This window comes from Arthrobacter gyeryongensis, from assembly GCF_039543785.1.
Taxonomy (GTDB): Bacteria; Actinomycetota; Actinomycetes; order Actinomycetales; family Micrococcaceae; genus Arthrobacter; species Arthrobacter gyeryongensis.
Window position 1 is genome coordinate 32197 of the sequence record NZ_BAABKK010000001.1, and the last position, 17077, is coordinate 49273.

The following is a 17077-nucleotide window of genomic DNA, read 5'->3' on the forward strand; positions in this document are numbered from 1 at the left end:
TGAACTCGTTGAACTTCGCCGCGACGATGTCGACGCAAAGAACGGCGTGCTGCACGTCCGCCGGGGAGTCGTCAGAGCTGACGGCAATGTCATCGTGGGCAAGCCGAAGTCAGACGCGGGAATCCGCGACGTGGCTGTTCCGCCACACCTAATGGAGATGCTCAAGGCCCACATAGCCGAGTTTGCGCAGTCCGGTCGTAAGGGTCTGCTGTTCCCACGGTCACTGGCGGGCACCTATCCCCCAGCACGCTCTACGAGGTGGGGGGCTTTTCCTGTTTGGAATCCCTTCCCGAAACCCTTCGTCAGATCCCTGGTCCCCGGCTCCGTACCCCCCCCATTTCAACCTGAGATGGGGGCTCGCAAACGCGTTACAACATCCACGAGGTCATCGATAGGAATGCCTTCAAGCCCGAGCAGCCCGTGCAGCAAGGTTCCTCCGCTTCCGAAGTGGAAGGTCTGCAAGGCGGAGGACGGTAGCGAGATCTTGTTCCAAGTTTTTTCCTCGCCGCCAAATATCAGATGTCTGTTGTCGATACCCAGCTCTCTGAGGTCACAGTGAAGAGCGTAGCTGTCCCAATTTTCCCCTGATTTTCCAACGACTATCCCGTTTACATCCAGTTGTTCAGCCCGAGCAACGACCGCTAGAAGCTGAAATTGAGACCAGGAGAGGGCCTCGGCGGTCGTAACTGCCCAGTGTGCTGCAGATGGAGAAATCCCGTCGTCGAAGGCAATGTGGGCAAACATGCGCCCCATGTAGGTGGCCTTCCGCTCCTCAGGGTCTCGTTTTGCTGCCAAGAGCACCGCTTCCAGGACCTCTTGGGCAGGCGGGGGAAAGCCTCCGCGCGCCTGCCAGAAGTCATCCGCCCGCAGTTTGTATCCTTCGGCGTAGAGACTTCGAACCTGTTGCCCCGCGGAATTCAGCGCGGTATCGATTCGTTTCCGTTCCCTGAAGCTCAAAACACTAGCTAATATGTGTCGTCCCGTTTCTTCCACCGCGGGCGCTGCAATCGCTCCGATGATCGCACCCTCGGAGCCGCCGATTGCAGCTCCAAATATCGCCCCGGCAAGAGACCCGATGAGGTTTGCCGAAGCATCCGCTGTCTCGTTCATGCGCTCGTTTCTGCCCCTCTTGCCGTCTTGGTCAGTTGGATCGCGTTGGCCGCGGGCGCGGTGCCCCGTCGTTGGACATGGAATCCCTGCAGTGTCCGCTACCTATGCCACTCAGACTCAGCGGCCCTCGGCGCTGGCACGTGTAGCGCATCAATCTTCACGAGGGCGCGATACGCCGCCACCACCAGTTGAATGAACCCCAGAAGTACCAAGCCAAGTGCACAATACGCCAAGATCACAAATAGCTGGGGGTCGGAATTGCGCGAAACCAACACGCCTGCGAAGTAGCTGAAGGCCCAGGACAGGACGGAGCCACCGACGATAAAGATGATGCCGGAGAGGAACACGCCCGCCGACTTACTGAACTCCAAGGTACGTACCCCCATTTTCGATTGGACCGCTGCGGCAATAGTAAAGGTCGGCGTTCTAGGTCAGAATATGCGGCCGACGATGAAAAGCAGCCACAGTATGGCGAAGGCCACGCTGATCCAACCCAGCACCTTGCCGGCTGTTGCCTTGACCCCGAGAGCCTCCGCTTTGTTCGCCTGTACGAGCGCCAACGGCCCAAAGACGATACCTAGGACGAACAACCCGATGACACCGAAGGTTGTAGCGGTGGAACGGTGACTCATGCCTTGCATGTACAGGTGCGGCTGCAACCCGGCGCTTCCGCCAGGGCCGTAGACTCCGGTTGCTGAGCCCTGTGGCGGGACTACGGCCCCAAGGAAGGCTTGGTCGACCTTCCTTGACTTGTTCGTGAGGGACATCACCAGGGCGACTACGCCGCCGATGACGATAAGAAAAATGATGATGATCGGCCAAGGACCGTCAAAGAGTCTGCCCATGCTGAATTGTCCCAATCTTAGGTAGTCGCCGCTTCAGGCCGGCGAAAGTCCGGCCGCGTGCTGATCGTATTGCTTACGGCGGACTATTCGCCCGCGCTGTTTCGTGTACTAGCGTTTCTCGACTGCGGCAAAAAGCCTTATGCAGAATCCAACAACGACCAGGGCCAGCCCTAGGCCAATGACAAGGAACGTGGCGATAGTTGGACCGCCCTGTGTGGTGTGCCCGTAAGTGTCAACGTTTGTCGTGCTTGCGGCAATAAAGCCAAGGAAGATGCCCACGAAAGCGATTAGGCATCCCGCGATGATCCAGCCATTGCCTCGCCGTTTCCGTGGTGCCTCTGGCGCCGCCTGCACGGCATCTGGCGGCCCGAAAGGTCGAACGTCGTTGCTCCATGAATCGCCGTCCCAATACCGCGTCTGAGGCGCATTAGACGGGTCCGGATACCAGCCAGCCGGATTGCTCATTCGTCGTCTCCCCAATTCTGCGAATCGGCCCAGGGCGGGCCTTCGGTAATGCTAATCCCCAGAGCGGCAAGATAGGTGCATCTGAGGCGCAGGATTTACGGAGAGTGCGCGTCTGGAGGTGAAGTCACCAAAGCGGCGGCTAGAGCGTGTCTACTCCACCGATTGCTCGCGCAGGATATTCTCCCCTAGTGCCACCCGTCGGAGGGGCGTTACTGGGGAAGGACTACGCATGCGTGCTACCAAATTCCGCGGTCGGAGGATCGCTCGGATCCTCCTGTCCGCGTTAGCCGCTGGTGCTGTTATCTGTGGCGGTGTGACTGCGCCCGCGCTCGCTGCGACGTCTCTCCCAGAGACAACGGCACCGACACAATTGCCGGCAGGCGCAACCACGCCGCCAATCCCCGCCCCAAGTGGTTTCGTAGTCGCCGGTCCATTCGCAAAGTGGTACAGCCAAGCGATCGCTACCTCCTACGGCCCACCGATCGCTAACCAAAGCTGCCCGTCGAACCTCCTCTGCACGCAAGACTTCCAGAATGGGACGGCCTTCTGGCAGCCAACCTTGGATAACTCAAACCCCAGCGCTCAGGGGGTACTTAGAACCACCCCGACGGGCGCGAAATACTTTGCCGACGGCGGATATGCGGCCCTAGGCCTTCCGCTCGGCGAGGAAGTGTGCACGGCCCCTCACGGCGGCTGTTATCAGTGGTTCGAGAAGGGAATCACCTGGTGGTCGCCGACGACGGCCGCGGCCACCGTTCGTACCGACGGTTTTCAAGCACTGTACGAGCAGAAGAACTGGGCGTGGGGACCAATGGGCTACCCGCTCGGGGACATCAACTGCATGGGCCCGGGCGGCGGCTGCTACCAGTGGTTCCAAGGTGGAATCGTATGGTCGGCAACGTCCCCTGGCTATTTCGGGAGCTGGGTCCACGGCGCTATCGAGGCCAAGTTTGCTCAGCTCGGCTGGGCGTGGGGCACGCTTGGATACCCGCACCTCGAGGAGATGTGCGGCTACGGCTACACCGACGGGGGCTGCGTCCAATACTTCGACAATGGCCAGATCGTCTGGTCCCTAGCCACCGGTGCATCCATGATTCACGGGGCCATCGGCTGGGGCTGGCTCCGGGCCGGATACTACGGCGGCATCGGCTACCCCACCGGAGACGAGCAATGCACTGCCCCCAACAGCGGTTGCTACCAGTGGTTCCAGAAAGGTGTGTACTTCTGGAGCGCCGCCACCGGGGCGCACTACGTCAAAGGCGCCATCAAGTCCACCTACGAAGGCCTCGGCTGGTCATGGGGTCGCCTCGGCTACCCCACAAGCGATGAATCTGGCGCCTGGTTGGGGAACGAGATCAGGCAGGACTTTGAACACGGGTCCATCACGTGGACGCCGTACAGCGGCATCAAGGTCATCTGGCGCTAGCCAACGGGTAACTCGCAACCCCAGTGTTTCCGCTGCCCGTCCGCAAAGCGTGAACCTCGGCCGTTCAGTCCTGCACGGGGCTGGAAAAGCTAGGCTCCCGGCCCGTGAGGTGTGCCGCCGTGGTGTCTAACTTAGCCTCGGATGCCATGAGCGCGGGCCCAGGACCTTACGGCCTTGTCGTCGGCGTCACCGGAGATTCAGCCGCTTGTGGAACGAACGAATGCAGCACTGGCCCGGTTGGGCGCGAATCCGGCGGATTCGGACTGCAAGGACGTGAGCAGTGCCGCTTGTGAAGCCGACTTCACGAACGCCAATAACGACCTGTGGCCCGTAAACCAGATAGTCAAGGAATGGGCTCCGTACATGAAGTAGCGCGGCTCATCACCGCGGCCCGGCGCCGACATGCTGCCGTTAATGATCTCGGATACCGCGCCACACAACGGGCAGCGCGTTGTCGTTCCGGTGAAGATCACTTGGCGTCGGGCGGGCTGATAGTCATATCTGACTGACCTGATCCTCAATCTTTTTCAGCTTGGGCGAGTAATAATTATCCAAACTTGCCACCACAGAAAATGCGGTCAGCGCAACATGGAAGGCAATGACCGACTTGGCAGCAACGTTGTTCTGCTGCGAGCTGGACTTGCGCGTCAGCCTGAAGCCGGGTCCGTCGGGATGGCTATCCGGAATTGCCTCAAAGTACCCGCTGCTGCTCTGGATGGTGGGATGCGAAACCTGCGTTTCGATTAGCCATCCCTGATACAGGTTTCCGAGATCTTCCGGGTACCTCTTTGCGAGATGCGAGAGGCGGCCAAAGTTGTCGAGTTCTTTGTGTCGCTCCGAAGCCTGCGAGATGATTTCTTCAATAGTGGCCAGAGTTGGAGAGTCCAGTGCCCATCCGATCTCCTGGGCTTTCATTAGGGTTTGAAGGCTTGCGGCTTGCTTCCGTTGAAGGGTTTCCACGACTTTGCCGCCGTCTTTACTGATCCACCACAACCACATCGCGTGCTCCGTGGCAGAACGGAGTAGTGGGATCGCCTCCTCGTCGAATCCGTCATCTGACAAGCGAATAGCCGCTTCACACGAGCGGGCCACTCTGGCCGTCCAGCCCCAGGCAAGCGCAACCGACGACCACGTGTTGAATTCCTCGGGATTGATCTCGCCTATTTGCAGCGACGTTGGTTGTGGCCCGTGGAGCCAGATTGATTTCAGGTCGAAGAATATGCGCCGGAACAGCTTCCGCCTCTGTGCGTCCATGAGTTGATCCTAGGGGGCGGCAAGCTCCAAGTCCGACTGTTCAACGCACCCTGGGGTCAATGGTCCGGCGCCGCAACGAGAGGCCCGGTGGGCTAGTTGTCCTTCGGCGGGTTTTTGTCGAGTACGTCCAGCATCGAGGAAAGGTGCTTCCAGGACATATAACCATCCATGGACGCTCGATAGGCGATGAACGCGCGGATCTGTGGGGCGCGCCGGTGCATCGCCAACCCCCACGTTCCGATGAAGTCGCGCTTGATGATGTACCGCCTACGGGCGTACATGGCCAGCGTGTCGTAGAGCGCCAATGCCCGGTTGGCGCTCTCAAACTCTGTTGTCGTGAGATGGTGAATGGTTCCTATTCCCTTGACCTTGTCCGAAATGACCTTGCGCCCATTCTGGACCGCGGGGTCAATCAGCTTTTCGTGCATGGAGATGAAGAGGTCCGTTTTGCTCTTCCTCCAGTTGAAACAGAAGGTCAGGATCGCAACGGCGAACGCGAGCCCGGCAATGCTGACGGCCCCCATCTGAAGCGTTGGTATCGCCTTCCCTGGACCTGTGAGGAATCGGACGACGCAGGTCACAATAGCCCCCACTACCGCCCCGAGAACGAAGACTGCCGGCCAAAAGTAGGGAGAGATGCGTTTCACGGAGAAAGCCTATCTGTGCCAAACCGCCTAGGTTCACAGACAGACAACCATATGGCCTATTGAGCCCAGTCTGCCGGCACAGCGGTTGCCAGAGAGTCGAAACGCCCCACTCGAGTCCCCCGACCCGGGTTGGGCTTTTTCCTATTCAAGTCGTTCCGTTCGGCCTATTCTCTCAAACTCTGTACACGTGACGACCGTTACGTGCGAGACAATGTGACCATGAGCCCCAGCCGTGCCCGGGAAGACGCTTCCCAACCTCTCCCGCCATCAATAGCAGGCAAATCCGCCGAGCAGATCGAAGACATCTTGGCCATGATCGACTCCGGGGAACTGACAGCGACGCGGCAGCAACGCGCCTACATCGCCGGGGCGCTGTACGGAATCAAGGCCACCACCGGCCACTAAGCAAAGGCATCGAGAGCGGGAACGTCGAGCATGGCGTTCCCGCTCTTTTCTTTTGTTTGAATGAAGGTATTTACACCAATGTTTCGATTGTGACTGAGGCCAGGAAATCCTCGATTGGTAAGGAAGCGCGCCTCTCTATTGCCGAAAGCTCGACAATTGCCGCACCGTAGGCGCTGTGTGTTGTTTCATGCGCTGGGATCCAGATGGCGCAAAGGGCCGAGCAGTACGTGCTGCCGCGGGTCCGTGCACCACATGTCCGGCAATTCGGCACGTCTAGCCCCCCTCTGGCACCGCAAGTGGATTGAAGTAGCCCAGACGTTACCGCCCCATAACTCCAGGTGCCATATCCCTCAGCGAATCAAGAGAAGGTCTTCCGGGTGGAGCAGTTCCGGGCGAACGTCCGCAAAGGTGATCCAGACGCCACCGGTGGTGACTCGCCAGACCTTCCCGGTGGGGCCGTCCGCGTTACCGAACATGCCGACAAATTGGACGCGCTGGCCGGCGAACTTGGTTTTGAAGTCCTCGATGAACTGGAGAGTGCTCCCGTGTCGGCGTTCTTTGAACTACCGCAGCCGGAGCCTAATGCACGTATCTTGCACGGTGCAGATCAGGAAGGCTGGAAAGTGCCTCTGACCTGCAGTTTCTTTGGTGGGCGATACTGGGTTCGAACCAGTGACCTCTTCGGTGTGAACGAAGCGCGCTACCACTGCGCCAATCGCCCGTGCACAAGAAGACTAACCGACCACGGCCGGAATTCAAAAATCTGGAAAACGTCGGGCCAACCGACCGGGCAACAACCAGGAAAATGCCCACGAATCACAACTGTGTAACTCGAAAAATCCCCGCCAATTCAAGGAACTTACACCCATTGCGTACGATTCCGGCAGATCGATTTGGAGTTTCCCGGAACCTCCTATAGAGTTTTTACTCGTCGGAAAGCGACGGAATGCCCCCTGCGGGCAGGCCGCCGAAGAAGACTATGCGGACGTAGCTCAGCTGGTAGAGCACCACCTTGCCAAGGTGGATGTCGCGAGTTCGAATCTCGTCGTCCGCTCGCAGGACACTGTCACGGCATTGACTTCTTGGAACCCCAGGAATCGTGCTTACACGGTGGGTTGGCCGAGAGGCGAGGCAGCGGCCTGCAAAGCCGTATACACGGGTTCGAATCCCGTACCCACCTCGGTGAAAACCTTGGTTTCCGGTCCAGGCCGGATTGCATTTGGGCGATTGGCGCAGCGGTAGCGCGCTTCCCTGACACGGAAGAGGTCACTGGTTCGATCCCAGTATCGCCCACCAAGGCAAGGCAACTTGCTTGTTGATGAAAGTCCGGCACGGCCGGATTCCATCATGTGCGGACGTAGCTCAGCTGGTAGAGCACCACCTTGCCAAGGTGGATGTCGCGAGTTCGAATCTCGTCGTCCGCTCTCGTATTTTAAGGTCCCGGCAACGGGCCGGCCGGCTTATGCCGATCCGGGCGATTGGCGCAGCGGTAGCGCGCTTCCCTGACACGGAAGAGGTCACTGGTTCGATCCCAGTATCGCCCACCAAGGCAAGGCAACTTGCTTGTTGATGAAAGTCCGGCTCCGCCGGATTGCATCATGTGCGGACGTAGCTCAGCTGGTAGAGCACCACCTTGCCAAGGTGGATGTCGCGAGTTCGAATCTCGTCGTCCGCTCCATTTCCTCGACATCTGGCCGGCGCCGCTGGTCAAAAGCAGTGACACCGCCCGAGCAGCTCCCCCGGAGCTGCTTTTTTTGTGCCCGCAGGCGCCCACCACCCGCGCCTACCCCCATGCCACTTACCCGAAAGATCAGCAAAACCGATCAATACCACTCAGCAAAAATCACTTTATCCAATGTGATTCGTATCGCATACTTTCTTCAGACCCAATTCGTCCACGCCCACACGCAGGAGCACGGTGAATCAACAAACAGTCGTTCGTTCGATCATGAGGAAGAAACCCATTGACGACATCGAGGAGGAAAGCAAGCACAGCGGGCTCTTCAAAAGCCTGGGCCTCTGGCAACTGACAGCCATCGGCGTCGGCGGCATCATCGGCGTCGGGATCTTCTCCCTGGCCGGGCTCGTGGCGCATGGAAGCGCGGACACCCCGGGTGTCGGCCCCGCAGTGCTGATCTCGTTCCTGGTCGCGGGCCTTGCCTCAGCGGCCGCGGCACTTTCCTACGCCGAATTCGCCGGCATGATCCCCCGCGCCGGATCCGCCTATACCTATGGCTACGTTGCCCTTGGCGAAGTCATCGGCTGGTTCATCGGCTGGGACCTCCTGCTGGAGTACATCGCAATCGTCGCCGTCGTCGCGATCGGCATTTCCGGCTACTTCGACGCGTTCCTTTCCGGGATCGGCGTCCACATGCCGGCGTGGATGACCTCGACAGCGGACGAAGGACATGGCGGCATCATCAACCTGCCGGCCATCCTGGTCTGCCTGCTGGTCACCTGGATCCTGTCGCGTGGAACCAAAGCCTTCGGCCGCTTCGAACTCGTGGCGGTGGCCATCAAGGTGGTCCTGATCCTGTTCATCATCGGCCTGGGCATCTTCTACATCAACACGAACAACTACAATCCGTTCATGCCCAGCGGCTTCGGCCCGGTGGTGGCCGGTTCGGCCACCGTATTCTTCGCGGTGTTCGGCTACGACGCCATGAGCACCGCGGCAGAGGAAGCCAAGGACGGCAAGAAGCACATGCCCAAGGCAATCGTGCTCTCCCTTGTCATCGCGATGCTTCTCTACGTTGCGGCGACCCTGGTGCTCACCGGCATGCAGAACTACAAGGACATCAACCCGACGGCCGGTTTCGCGTCCGCCTTCAGCAGTGTGGGCCTGCCCGTCATCGCCACCATCATCTCGGTGTTCGCCGTGCTGTCGATCCTCACCGTGATGTTGACCTTCCTGCTCGGCGTCACCCGTGTCTGGTTCTCCATGAGCCGCGACGGTCTGCTACCAGGCTGGTTTGCCAAGACGGACCGCCATGGCACCCCGCAGCGCGTCACCTGGATCGCCGGCATTACGTCAGCTTTCCTGGCGGGCGTGTTCCCCATCAAGGCCGTTGCTGACCTGACCAACATCGGCATCCTGGCCGCCTTCGTCGTCGTCTGCCTCTCGGTCATCATCTTCCGGTACAAGAAGCCGGACGCGCCGCGTACCTTCCGGCCGCCATTCATGCCGCTGGTTCCCGCGTTCGGCATGCTGGCATCGGCCTTCCTCATGACCCAGTTGCATTGGGAAACCTGGCTTCGCTTTGTCGTGTGGCTGATCATTGGACTGGTCATCTACTTCGGCTACGGCCGCAAGCATTCGCTCATGAATCCGGACAGTCCGCGCCACCATGAGCTTTCTCCCGACAAGCAGCTGTGACCCCCTCGAAAATTCGTTTGACATCCCAGTCAAATTTTTCCTTGGCACCTCCAAGGTCTCGGGTTAGGATCGAAAACGGAGGAGCGAACTGGCTCCGTGATTGAAGGGAGGTGCCCGTGGGATTATTTGACGATCTGAAGGGCAAAGTTCAGGACCTCGTTGGTGGCAAGGAAGAAGCCATCAAGGACGGCATCGAATAAGCCGCCGATTTTATCGACGACTAGATGCGGTTCAGAGAGCCGCTTCCGAGTTCGTGGGCAACCTCGACGGTTTGCTGTAAGGGCTACGGCCTGGACAGCTCCCTCCGCCAATGAGGCTCCGTAGCCGGTCCAACCGGCCAGAGCTCCCGAATACAGTTACGTCAACGGGGCACCGGTCCCGCCGCGAGGCGCCGCCGGTGCCCTTGGCGTTTAACCGTGGCTGCCTCGGCAGGCGGGCCACGGCTCCGGTAACGTGATGGACTATGCCAGCGTCATCCCTCCATACCGGACAGTCACGTCCGGCCTCCGCTTCCCGGCAGCTCTCCCGTCCGCTTGTGGCTGGAATTGTGACCGCGCTGGTCGGATTCACTTCATCCTTCGCGGTGGTACTCGCAGGCCTCCGGGCGGTCGGGGCCACCCAGGAACAGGCCGCCAGCGGGCTCCTGGCCCTCACCCTCACCTTCGGGCTCGGCGTTCTCTGGCTTTCCTGGCGGTCGCGCTTGCCTGTCACGCTTGCATGGTCGACGCCCGGTGCGGCTTTGCTCGCAGGAACCGGAGTGCCCGACGGCGGGTGGCCGGCCGCGGTCGGCTCCTTCCTCATCGCCGGTGTACTGATCGCCTTGACCGGGCTCATTCCGGCGCTTGGCAAGCTGATGGCGAAGATTCCCACGGCCCTCGCCCAGGCGATGCTGGCCGGAGTGCTCTTGTCCCTCTGCCTTGCCCCGTTCAAAGCCTTGGGCACCGCTCCCCAATTGGTGGCTCCGGTCATCCTCTGCTGGCTGGTCATGATGAAGCTGGCGCCCCGCTGGTCGGTACCTGCCGCACTGTTGGTGGCTCTCGCAGTCATCGGAATCTACATCGTGGTCAACGGCGTGGATATCCCTGTGAACCGGCTGTTGCCCGAGTTGCATTGGACCACTCCAGCTTTCACCCTCAGCACGGTGGCCGGCATCGCCCTGCCGTTGTTCATTGTCACCATGGCTTCCCAGAACATTCCGGGGGTGGCCGTGCTGAAGTCCTTCGGGTACACCGTCCCGTGGCGCCAGTCGATGCTGGTGACAGGGGCAGGGACTGCGCTGGGGTCTCCCTTTGGCGGACATGCGATCAACCTCGCCGCGTTGAGCGCTGCGCTGGCTGCAGGAGAAGAAGCAGGTGAAGACAGGGGCCGGCGCTGGATCGCGGCCTTTACGTCAGGCCTGGCCTACCTCGTGCTGGCAGCCTTCTCCGCCGCGCTGGTGACCGTCGTGGCGGCGGCACCGCCAGGGCTCCTGGAAGCCGTCGCGGGCTTGGCGCTGCTGGGCACCCTGGCCTCTGCCATCGCCTCGGCCCTGGCTATTGCCGAAGAACGCATGGGAGCCTCCGTGACGTTCCTGATTGCAGCCTCCGGCCTCAGCTTCGCCGGGATCGGAGCCGCGTTCTGGGCACTTGCCGCCGGAATCCTGGTGCGTTGGGTCCTCAAGACGCGGGAACCCCAAAAGTAGGGTGGGGCCTGCCTAAAGTAGGGCAGCAGGGTCCGCTAGGAGGGCTCGTGGTTCTGGCCCTCGCGCGCCAAGGCGGTCAGACGGGACACGGCGCGGAAGTACTTCTTCATGTACCCGCCGGTCATCATTTCCTCGGTGAAGAGCTTGTCGAAGGGCACGCCGCTGGCAAGGATCGGGACGTCCTTGTCGTACAAACGGTCGGCGAGCACCACGAAGCGAAGGGCAACGGCCTGCTCCGTGATGGTTTCGACGTCGCGCCACACAACGGCGTCGATTCCTGCGATCAGCTTGCGATACCGGCTGGGGTGCACACCGGCAAGGTGGTCGATCAGGCCGCGGAAATCGTCCATGGCCACGGTCTGGCCATCGAACTCGGCATGCATCTGCCTCTTGAGGTCTTCGGTCTTCAACGGTGCCGGAGCGGCGGGCAGGCCGCGGTGCCTGAAGTCTTCTCCGTCGATCCTGACTACGTCGAACTGGTCCGCAAGGACCTGGATCTCGCGCTGGAAGTCGACGGCGGCAAAGCGGCCGTCGCCCAGTGAACCAGGCAGAGTGTTGGACGTGGCAGCAAGCTTCACACCGGCGTCGGACAATTCACGCATGAGGCGGGACATGAGCACCGTGTCGCCCGGATCGTCGAGCTCAAATTCGTCAATGCAGACAAGCTTGTAGCTACTCAAAGCCTCCACGGTCTTCCGGAAGGACAGGGCGCCCACCAGGTTGGTGTACTCCACGAACGTCCCGAAGGCTTTCGGTCCCGGAGCCGAGTGCCACAGTGAAGCCAGGAGGTGGGTCTTTCCGACGCCGAATCCGCCGTCGAGGTAGATGCCGGCCCTGCTGTTGACCTTCTTGCTGAAAAGGCGCTTGAACAGGCCGTCTCCGTCGCCGGCCCCCACTGTCGCCCCAAACGCTTCAAGGGACTTGACCGCTGCCGCTTGGCTGGGCTGGTTCGGATCAGGCCGGTAGCTCTTGAACGACACCTCTCCGAACCGTGGCGAAGGGTAGAAACCCTTGAGAATCTCATCCGCTGAGACCGCCGGCGTGCGCGCGGCGAGCTGTTCGATCTGTACCAATGCGGTCCGTTCTTCGTGTCGTAAGTCCCCAGCAAGAATACCGGCAATGCCACGCCCCGGGCGGACACGTGATGAAGGCCATATTTCACCATATGAACGGGGAGGAGCTTTAGTCCCCGGCCCTCGATACTGTGGGATTAATGCCGGGCACGTCTTATCGCCCGGCGCCGCCCGGTGTCAGTGAAAGTGTCAGTGAAAGGCCATACCAATGTCCTACCCCGTTGAACAGAACGAGAAGTTCGCCGCCTACGCCCACCCCGAACGTCTGGTGTCCACCGAGTGGCTTGCCGCAGCCCTGGAAGGCGGCGCGCTCGGCGACGGCAAGCTGGTTGTTGTCGAATCCGACGAAGACGTCCTCCTGTACGAGACCGGACACATTCCGGGCGCAGTCAAGATCGACTGGCACACGGACCTGAACGATGAAGTCACCCGCGATTACGTCGACGGTGAAGCGTTCGCGGCGCTGGCTGCCGCCAAGGGCATCTCGCGGGACACCACCGTGGTGATCTACGGCGACAAATCAAACTGGTGGGCCGCTTACGCCCTCTGGGTTTTCACCCTCTTCGGCCACGAAGACGTCCGGCTCCTGGACGGCGGCCGCGACAAGTGGATCGCCGAGGGCCGCGAAGTCACCACCGACGTCCCCCAGCCCGCCCCGGGCGACTACCCGGTGATCGAACGGAACGACGCCCCGATCCGTGCCTTCAAGGATGACGTGCTGGCGCACTTCGGCAAGCCGCTGATCGACGTCCGCTCCCCCGAGGAATACACCGGCCAGCGCACCCACATGCCGGCTTACCCCGAAGAGGGCGCCCTGCGCGGGGGCCACATCCCCACCGCAGCTTCCATCCCGTGGGCACGCGCGGCTGCCGAAGATGGCACGTACCGTAACCGGACCGAACTTGAGGACCTCTATCTCGGGGAAGCGGGCCTCACGGAAGGCGACGACGTCGTGGCCTACTGCCGTATCGGCGAACGTTCCAGCCACACCTGGTTCGCCCTGAAATACCTGCTTGGTTTCGAAACGGTCCGCAACTACGACGGTTCCTGGACGGAGTGGGGCAATGCAGTGCGCGTCCCGATCGTCAAGGGCGCTGAGCGGGGATCCGTTCCCGTCCTCGCCGGAAAGTAGTCCGGAATCCCTGTGCCTTGCCCGATCGGCCTGCCAAATTGGCTAGGCCATTGTGAAGCAACAGGGGCCAGACCGGCCCGGACTTGCGTAAGCTGGAAGTGATGAGTACTAATACTTTGCCCTCCGCACTGGCGGAAATTGTCGATGACTTCCAGGCATTGACGGAGCCCGACCGTCTTCAGCTGTTGCTTGATTTCTCGCGCGGGCTCCCTGCCTTGCCGGAACGGCTGCTGGACCACCCCGAACTCCTGGAGCAGGTGGTGGAGTGCCAGTCGCCGCTGTTCCTGACCATTGAGCAGGAAAAGAAGCCCGACGGCGTCGCCTACCGCTTGTTCTTCAAGGCACCGCCGGAGGCGCCCACCACGCGCGGTTTCGCGGGCGTTTTGCACGAAGGCCTGGACGGGCTGACCGCCGCGGAGATCCTGGCTGTTCCGGATGACATGCCGGAACTGCTGGGCCTTACGCGGGCAATCACTCCGCTGCGCATGCGCGGCATGACGGCCATGCTGGGGCGGATCAAGCGCAAAGTCGCCGCGGCGGACCGCTTGTTGTCCTGATCCGGGATACCCCGCGAATGGCCAAGAAACAGGCTTCACAGGGAACGCCGGCCACAGCCGTACTGGCTGCGGCCGGCGTTCCTTTCACCCTGCACCCCTATGCGCATGATCCTTCGGCCACGAGCTACGGGCTTGAGGCTGCCGAGGTCCTGGGTATCGAGCCCGGCAGGGTCTTCAAGACTTTGATGGTGGACATTGAAGGCAAGCTCGCGGTGGGCATCGTCCCGGTGAGTGGCACCCTCGACCTCAAGGCAATCGCAGCGGCTCTCGGATCCAAGAAGGCCACCATGGCCGATCCCAAAATGGCCGAGCGACGCACCGGCTATGTCCTGGGCGGGATTTCCCCGCTGGGCCAACGCCAGCCATCGCCCACTGTGCTCGACGAATCGGCGTTGGCCTTCGGCACGGTCCTGGTTTCCGGTGGACGCCGCGGCCTGGACATTGAGCTGGATCCCGCAGACCTTATCCGGCTGACCGGCGCCCGGACTGCCCCGATCGGCAACCCTTAGGAAACTCCGGGAGCAGCGCAGGTACTCTCAAGCAGCATCCGGCCCGATCTCAATCCGACACCGGCCCGCCGCGGGGCGTGAGGTGCGGAGCGAGCCATGAGCGGACCAGCCGTTCCCATTTCCGGGGATCCACGTTCCACTCCTTCGTGTGGCGCGCGCCCTCGAAAGGCTCAAAGGTGACCATGTCCGGATTCTTTTCGGCGAGGCTGGCCGAGGGTTCGTAGGGGACGTACTCATCATCCACGCTGTGGAGCACCAGCGTCGGGGTCCGCAGTTCGACGGCTCGGGCATCCCAGTCCATTGCCTTCAAGTCCACGGGCGCGGCCAGGCCGGTGAGGCGCCGGCCCAACGGGTGCCCCAACATCAACTGCCCGTAACGGCCCACGGCGTAGGGGATCCTGTTGATCTGCGCGTGGTGTGCCAGGACATTGACCCAGTTGATCACCGGCGCGTCCAGGACCATGGCCCTGATCACGTGCCTGTTGTGCGAAAGATCGGCCGTCTGCAGGCAGATCGCGCCGCCCATAGACCATCCGAACAAGACCACTTCGTGGGCGCCGTGGGCGAGTGCGTACTCAATGGCGGCGTCGACGTCGTGCCATTCCGTGGAGCCCAGGCCGTAACGCCCGTCCGGGGCAGAGGGAGCGAGGCCGTCGTTCCGGTAGGAAACCAGCAAGCTGTCGAGTCCGAGATCGTGCGCGACGCGCACTGCGCGCAAGCCTTCGAGGCGGGTGGCACCACGGCCATGGACCATGATGGCCCACACCTTCGCGGGCTTCCCTGCGGCTGACGGAACCAGCCAGGCAGGCGCCTGGCCACCCTCGACGTCGATCTGTATGTCTTGCGAATCCAGGCCAAGCGCCGCCGGGGAGTCGTAGACGGCACCGCTCCACCATCCGCGCCGGGCCGTTGCCAGATCCCCGCTGTAGACTTCCTCGACTTCGCGCTGCACCGTCCGCTCTGCGGGCGAATAGGACACGATCCTTCCGATCCGCGCGGCCCCTGTCCCGCCCGCGAAGAAGAGGCTGAACACTCCGTCGATGGTGGTGTCCGGGGTAGCCGCGAGGATGACCTGGAGCCCGTTGTCACCGCGCACCACCGCCAATACCTCCTGGTCGGCCTCGCGCGCCGAGGGGGTGATGACGCGCCTGGCGAAATAGGCGGCGAGCGCCGAAGACCCTGCGCCCAGCAAGCCGGCAATGCTGCTTCCTGCAACGATCCCCGCAACGGTCCATTTGGCGCGGGCGGACATTTTTGCGCCGTTCTCGACGGTTGGCGCAGCTCGGGTCGTGGATGCCATGTGACCATTCTCCCGGTTGCGGGGCGGTGTTCCGAACAGCGCCGTCTGTGGCGTTTCGTCGCGGGAGTCGACGCCGCGGCGAGAACAGAATTGCCGCACGAAACCATGCCCCAAGGAGCGGCTCAGGTCTACGCTGTAGCCATGAGTGAACCAATCGTCATCCTTACCGAAGAGCCTCTCGGCCCCGACGACCGCGTCAATATTGCCAAACTGGTCGACGGCGGTGACTCGCCCCTGGTGGTGTTGGTGCCCGCGAACACGGAGCGGCACTTGTTGGTGGACTTCCTTGAGAATCTCTCCTTGCTTGAAATAGCCAAGGCATTCCGGGACCTCCTCGCGGAGGCGCCGGATCCACAGTCGGAGCGGGCCCAGGCTGCCGAGACCTTGTCGGCGTCGCTCGGGGCCCTGGATGGGCTGGGTGGCGGGGTGACAGGTGAAATAGTCGACGGCGGTGCCGTGGCCGGCTTGGTGTCCAAGGTCAAGGCACTCAATGCCGCGCAGGCCGTCGTCGTCACCCGCCCGCACGCGATAGCCGATACGTTCCATACGGACTGGGCGAACAAGGCCCAGGACCAATTGGGGCTGCCCGTGCTGCATCTCTATGCGGGCTCGGGATTTATCGGCGACTCGTGAGCGTTGACAGAACATGAGCACTGCAGACAACAGGAAATACTTCCAAGCCGCGGACCCCTTGGCCGGGGTTCCCCACCAGGATGTCCGGAAGGACGGGCAATGCGTGGAGAAGACGGACGCGGAGTGGCGCGAGGAACTTAGCCCGGAGGAGTTCAGGGTCCTTCGCCAGGCCGGAACGGAACGCCCGTACACGGGTGAGTACTGGGACACCCATACGGCAGGCGTCTACCAATGCCGGGCGTGCGGCGCTGAGCTTTTCACCAGCAACGAGAAATTCGATTCCCATTGCGGCTGGCCGTCCTTCTGGGCACCACTCGCGGAGGGCACAGTCCGGTACATCCACGACCGTACTTTGGGAATGGAACGGGTGGAGGTCCGCTGCGCCAATTGCGATTCACACTTGGGACACGTTTTCGAGGGTGAGGGCTACGGCACACCTACTGACCAGCGGTATTGCATAAACTCCGTTTCGCTCAAGCTTGTCGAGACCCCTGCCGGGCAGTAGTCCGGGCGATAATGCGAGCCCCGGCTCGCCACGCAAACGCCAAGCTACCGGCAGCCCCCAAGGCCAGCCCTCCCCGGGCTGGATCTTCCGGGGGTTGCCGGAACCACTTGCGAAAGAGTTTCTTATGCTCGGGCCACTTTTGAATTAGCGACTCTGGCC

General features: G+C 61.6%; 17 protein-coding genes and 7 tRNA genes. 15 read left to right on the forward strand and 9 right to left on the reverse strand.

Translation table 11 applies throughout. From position 1 onward, the window contains the following. Nucleotides 1–339: 339 nt before the first annotated feature. From ABEA18_RS00155 to ABEA18_RS24570, 3 genes are all read right to left on the reverse strand, one after another. The gene (locus ABEA18_RS00155; protein WP_345446617.1) at nucleotides 340–1110 is read right to left on the reverse strand and encodes a hypothetical protein; all 771 of its coding nucleotides are present in this window, start codon (nucleotides 1108–1110) and stop codon (nucleotides 340–342) included. 431 nt (nucleotides 1111–1541) lie between these two features. Further along, the gene (locus tag ABEA18_RS00160; protein WP_345446620.1) at nucleotides 1542–1955 is read right to left on the reverse strand and encodes a hypothetical protein; all 414 of its coding nucleotides are present in this window, start codon (nucleotides 1953–1955) and stop codon (nucleotides 1542–1544) included. Nucleotides 1956–2063: 108 nt separating this feature from the next. Beyond that, on the reverse strand, nucleotides 2064–2420 hold the full coding sequence (locus ABEA18_RS24570; RefSeq protein ID WP_425550450.1) for a DUF2510 domain-containing protein: 357 nt from the start codon (nucleotides 2418–2420) through the stop codon (nucleotides 2064–2066). A 559-nt stretch (nucleotides 2421–2979) separates the two neighbouring features. On the opposite strand from ABEA18_RS24570, the gene ABEA18_RS00165 reads away from it, so the two are divergent. Continuing rightward, nucleotides 2980–3846, forward strand: coding sequence for an LGFP repeat-containing protein (locus ABEA18_RS00165; protein WP_345446623.1), 867 nt, complete (start codon nucleotides 2980–2982; stop codon nucleotides 3844–3846). Nucleotides 3847–4341: 495 nt separating this feature from the next. On the opposite strand, the gene ABEA18_RS00170 is transcribed toward ABEA18_RS00165, so the two are convergent. Together ABEA18_RS00170 and ABEA18_RS00175 are read right to left on the reverse strand one after the other, a co-directional pair. After that, complete coding sequence (locus ABEA18_RS00170) at nucleotides 4342–5100, reverse strand: DUF5677 domain-containing protein (protein ID WP_345446626.1); 759 nt, start codon at nucleotides 5098–5100, stop codon at nucleotides 4342–4344. Nucleotides 5101–5192: 92 nt separating this feature from the next. After that, a complete protein-coding gene (locus ABEA18_RS00175) occupies nucleotides 5193–5747 on the reverse strand; it encodes a hypothetical protein (RefSeq protein ID WP_345446629.1) in 555 nt (184 codons plus the stop codon). 219 nt (nucleotides 5748–5966) lie between these two features. Here ABEA18_RS00175 and ABEA18_RS00180 point away from each other — a divergent pair, with 219 nt between their 5' ends. Next, complete coding sequence (locus tag ABEA18_RS00180; RefSeq protein WP_345446632.1) at nucleotides 5967–6152, forward strand: hypothetical protein; 186 nt, start codon at nucleotides 5967–5969, stop codon at nucleotides 6150–6152. A 350-nt stretch (nucleotides 6153–6502) separates the two neighbouring features. Here ABEA18_RS00180 and ABEA18_RS00185 read toward each other — a convergent pair whose 3' ends face one another. Next, a complete protein-coding gene (locus tag ABEA18_RS00185) occupies nucleotides 6503–6628 on the reverse strand; it encodes a hypothetical protein (RefSeq protein WP_345446635.1) in 126 nt (41 codons plus the stop codon). Between the two features lie 170 nt (nucleotides 6629–6798). After that, nucleotides 6799–6873, reverse strand: a tRNA-Val gene (locus ABEA18_RS00190). Nucleotides 6874–7133: 260 nt separating this feature from the next. On the opposite strand from ABEA18_RS00190, the gene ABEA18_RS00195 reads away from it, so the two are divergent. The 8 genes from ABEA18_RS00195 (at nucleotide 7134) to ABEA18_RS00235 (ending at nucleotide 11209) form a co-directional block, all read left to right on the forward strand. Beyond that, nucleotides 7134–7206: transfer RNA gene (locus ABEA18_RS00195), tRNA-Gly, on the forward strand. Nucleotides 7207–7261: 55 nt separating this feature from the next. After that, nucleotides 7262–7332: transfer RNA gene (locus ABEA18_RS00200), tRNA-Cys, on the forward strand. A 41-nt stretch (nucleotides 7333–7373) separates the two neighbouring features. Then, nucleotides 7374–7448: transfer RNA gene (locus tag ABEA18_RS00205), tRNA-Val, on the forward strand. Between the two features lie 55 nt (nucleotides 7449–7503). Next, nucleotides 7504–7576: transfer RNA gene (locus tag ABEA18_RS00210), tRNA-Gly, on the forward strand. A gap of 48 nt (nucleotides 7577–7624) precedes the next feature. Continuing rightward, nucleotides 7625–7699 (forward strand) — tRNA-Val (locus ABEA18_RS00215). Between the two features lie 55 nt (nucleotides 7700–7754). Continuing rightward, nucleotides 7755–7830: transfer RNA gene (locus tag ABEA18_RS00220), tRNA-Gly, on the forward strand. Between the two features lie 270 nt (nucleotides 7831–8100). Continuing rightward, nucleotides 8101–9528 (forward strand): amino acid permease, encoded by a 1428-nt coding sequence (locus ABEA18_RS00225; RefSeq protein WP_425550451.1) that lies wholly within the window; start codon nucleotides 8101–8103, stop codon nucleotides 9526–9528. Between the two features lie 463 nt (nucleotides 9529–9991). Next, nucleotides 9992–11209, forward strand: coding sequence for a benzoate/H(+) symporter BenE family transporter (locus tag ABEA18_RS00235; protein WP_345446640.1), 1218 nt, complete (start codon nucleotides 9992–9994; stop codon nucleotides 11207–11209). Between the two features lie 35 nt (nucleotides 11210–11244). Here ABEA18_RS00235 and zapE read toward each other — a convergent pair whose 3' ends face one another. Then, entirely contained in the window at nucleotides 11245–12282 is a 1038-nt protein-coding gene (gene zapE / locus ABEA18_RS00240; protein WP_345446642.1) for a cell division protein ZapE, read from the reverse strand. 208 nt (nucleotides 12283–12490) lie between these two features. On the opposite strand from zapE, the gene ABEA18_RS00245 reads away from it, so the two are divergent. The 3 genes from ABEA18_RS00245 to ybaK all read left to right on the forward strand — a co-directional run bounded on the left by ABEA18_RS00245 (nucleotide 12491) and on the right by ybaK (nucleotide 14480). After that, complete coding sequence (locus ABEA18_RS00245) at nucleotides 12491–13414, forward strand: sulfurtransferase (protein WP_345446644.1); 924 nt, start codon at nucleotides 12491–12493, stop codon at nucleotides 13412–13414. A gap of 101 nt (nucleotides 13415–13515) precedes the next feature. Next, the gene (locus tag ABEA18_RS00250; protein ID WP_345446647.1) at nucleotides 13516–13971 is read left to right on the forward strand and encodes a SufE family protein; all 456 of its coding nucleotides are present in this window, start codon (nucleotides 13516–13518) and stop codon (nucleotides 13969–13971) included. Between the two features lie 17 nt (nucleotides 13972–13988). Beyond that, complete coding sequence (gene ybaK / locus ABEA18_RS00255) at nucleotides 13989–14480, forward strand: Cys-tRNA(Pro) deacylase (protein WP_345446650.1); 492 nt, start codon at nucleotides 13989–13991, stop codon at nucleotides 14478–14480. Between the two features lie 49 nt (nucleotides 14481–14529). On the opposite strand, the gene ABEA18_RS00260 is transcribed toward ybaK, so the two are convergent. Beyond that, nucleotides 14530–15780, reverse strand: coding sequence for an alpha/beta hydrolase family protein (locus ABEA18_RS00260; protein ID WP_345446653.1), 1251 nt, complete (start codon nucleotides 15778–15780; stop codon nucleotides 14530–14532). Between the two features lie 141 nt (nucleotides 15781–15921). Between ABEA18_RS00260 and ABEA18_RS00265 the strand changes: the two genes are divergently transcribed. Both ABEA18_RS00265 and msrB read left to right on the forward strand, forming a co-directional pair. Beyond that, complete coding sequence (locus ABEA18_RS00265) at nucleotides 15922–16413, forward strand: hypothetical protein (protein ID WP_345446655.1); 492 nt, start codon at nucleotides 15922–15924, stop codon at nucleotides 16411–16413. Between the two features lie 13 nt (nucleotides 16414–16426). After that, nucleotides 16427–16918, forward strand: coding sequence for a peptide-methionine (R)-S-oxide reductase MsrB (msrB, locus tag ABEA18_RS00270; RefSeq protein ID WP_345446659.1), 492 nt, complete (start codon nucleotides 16427–16429; stop codon nucleotides 16916–16918). Nucleotides 16919–17077: the final 159 nt, after the last annotated feature.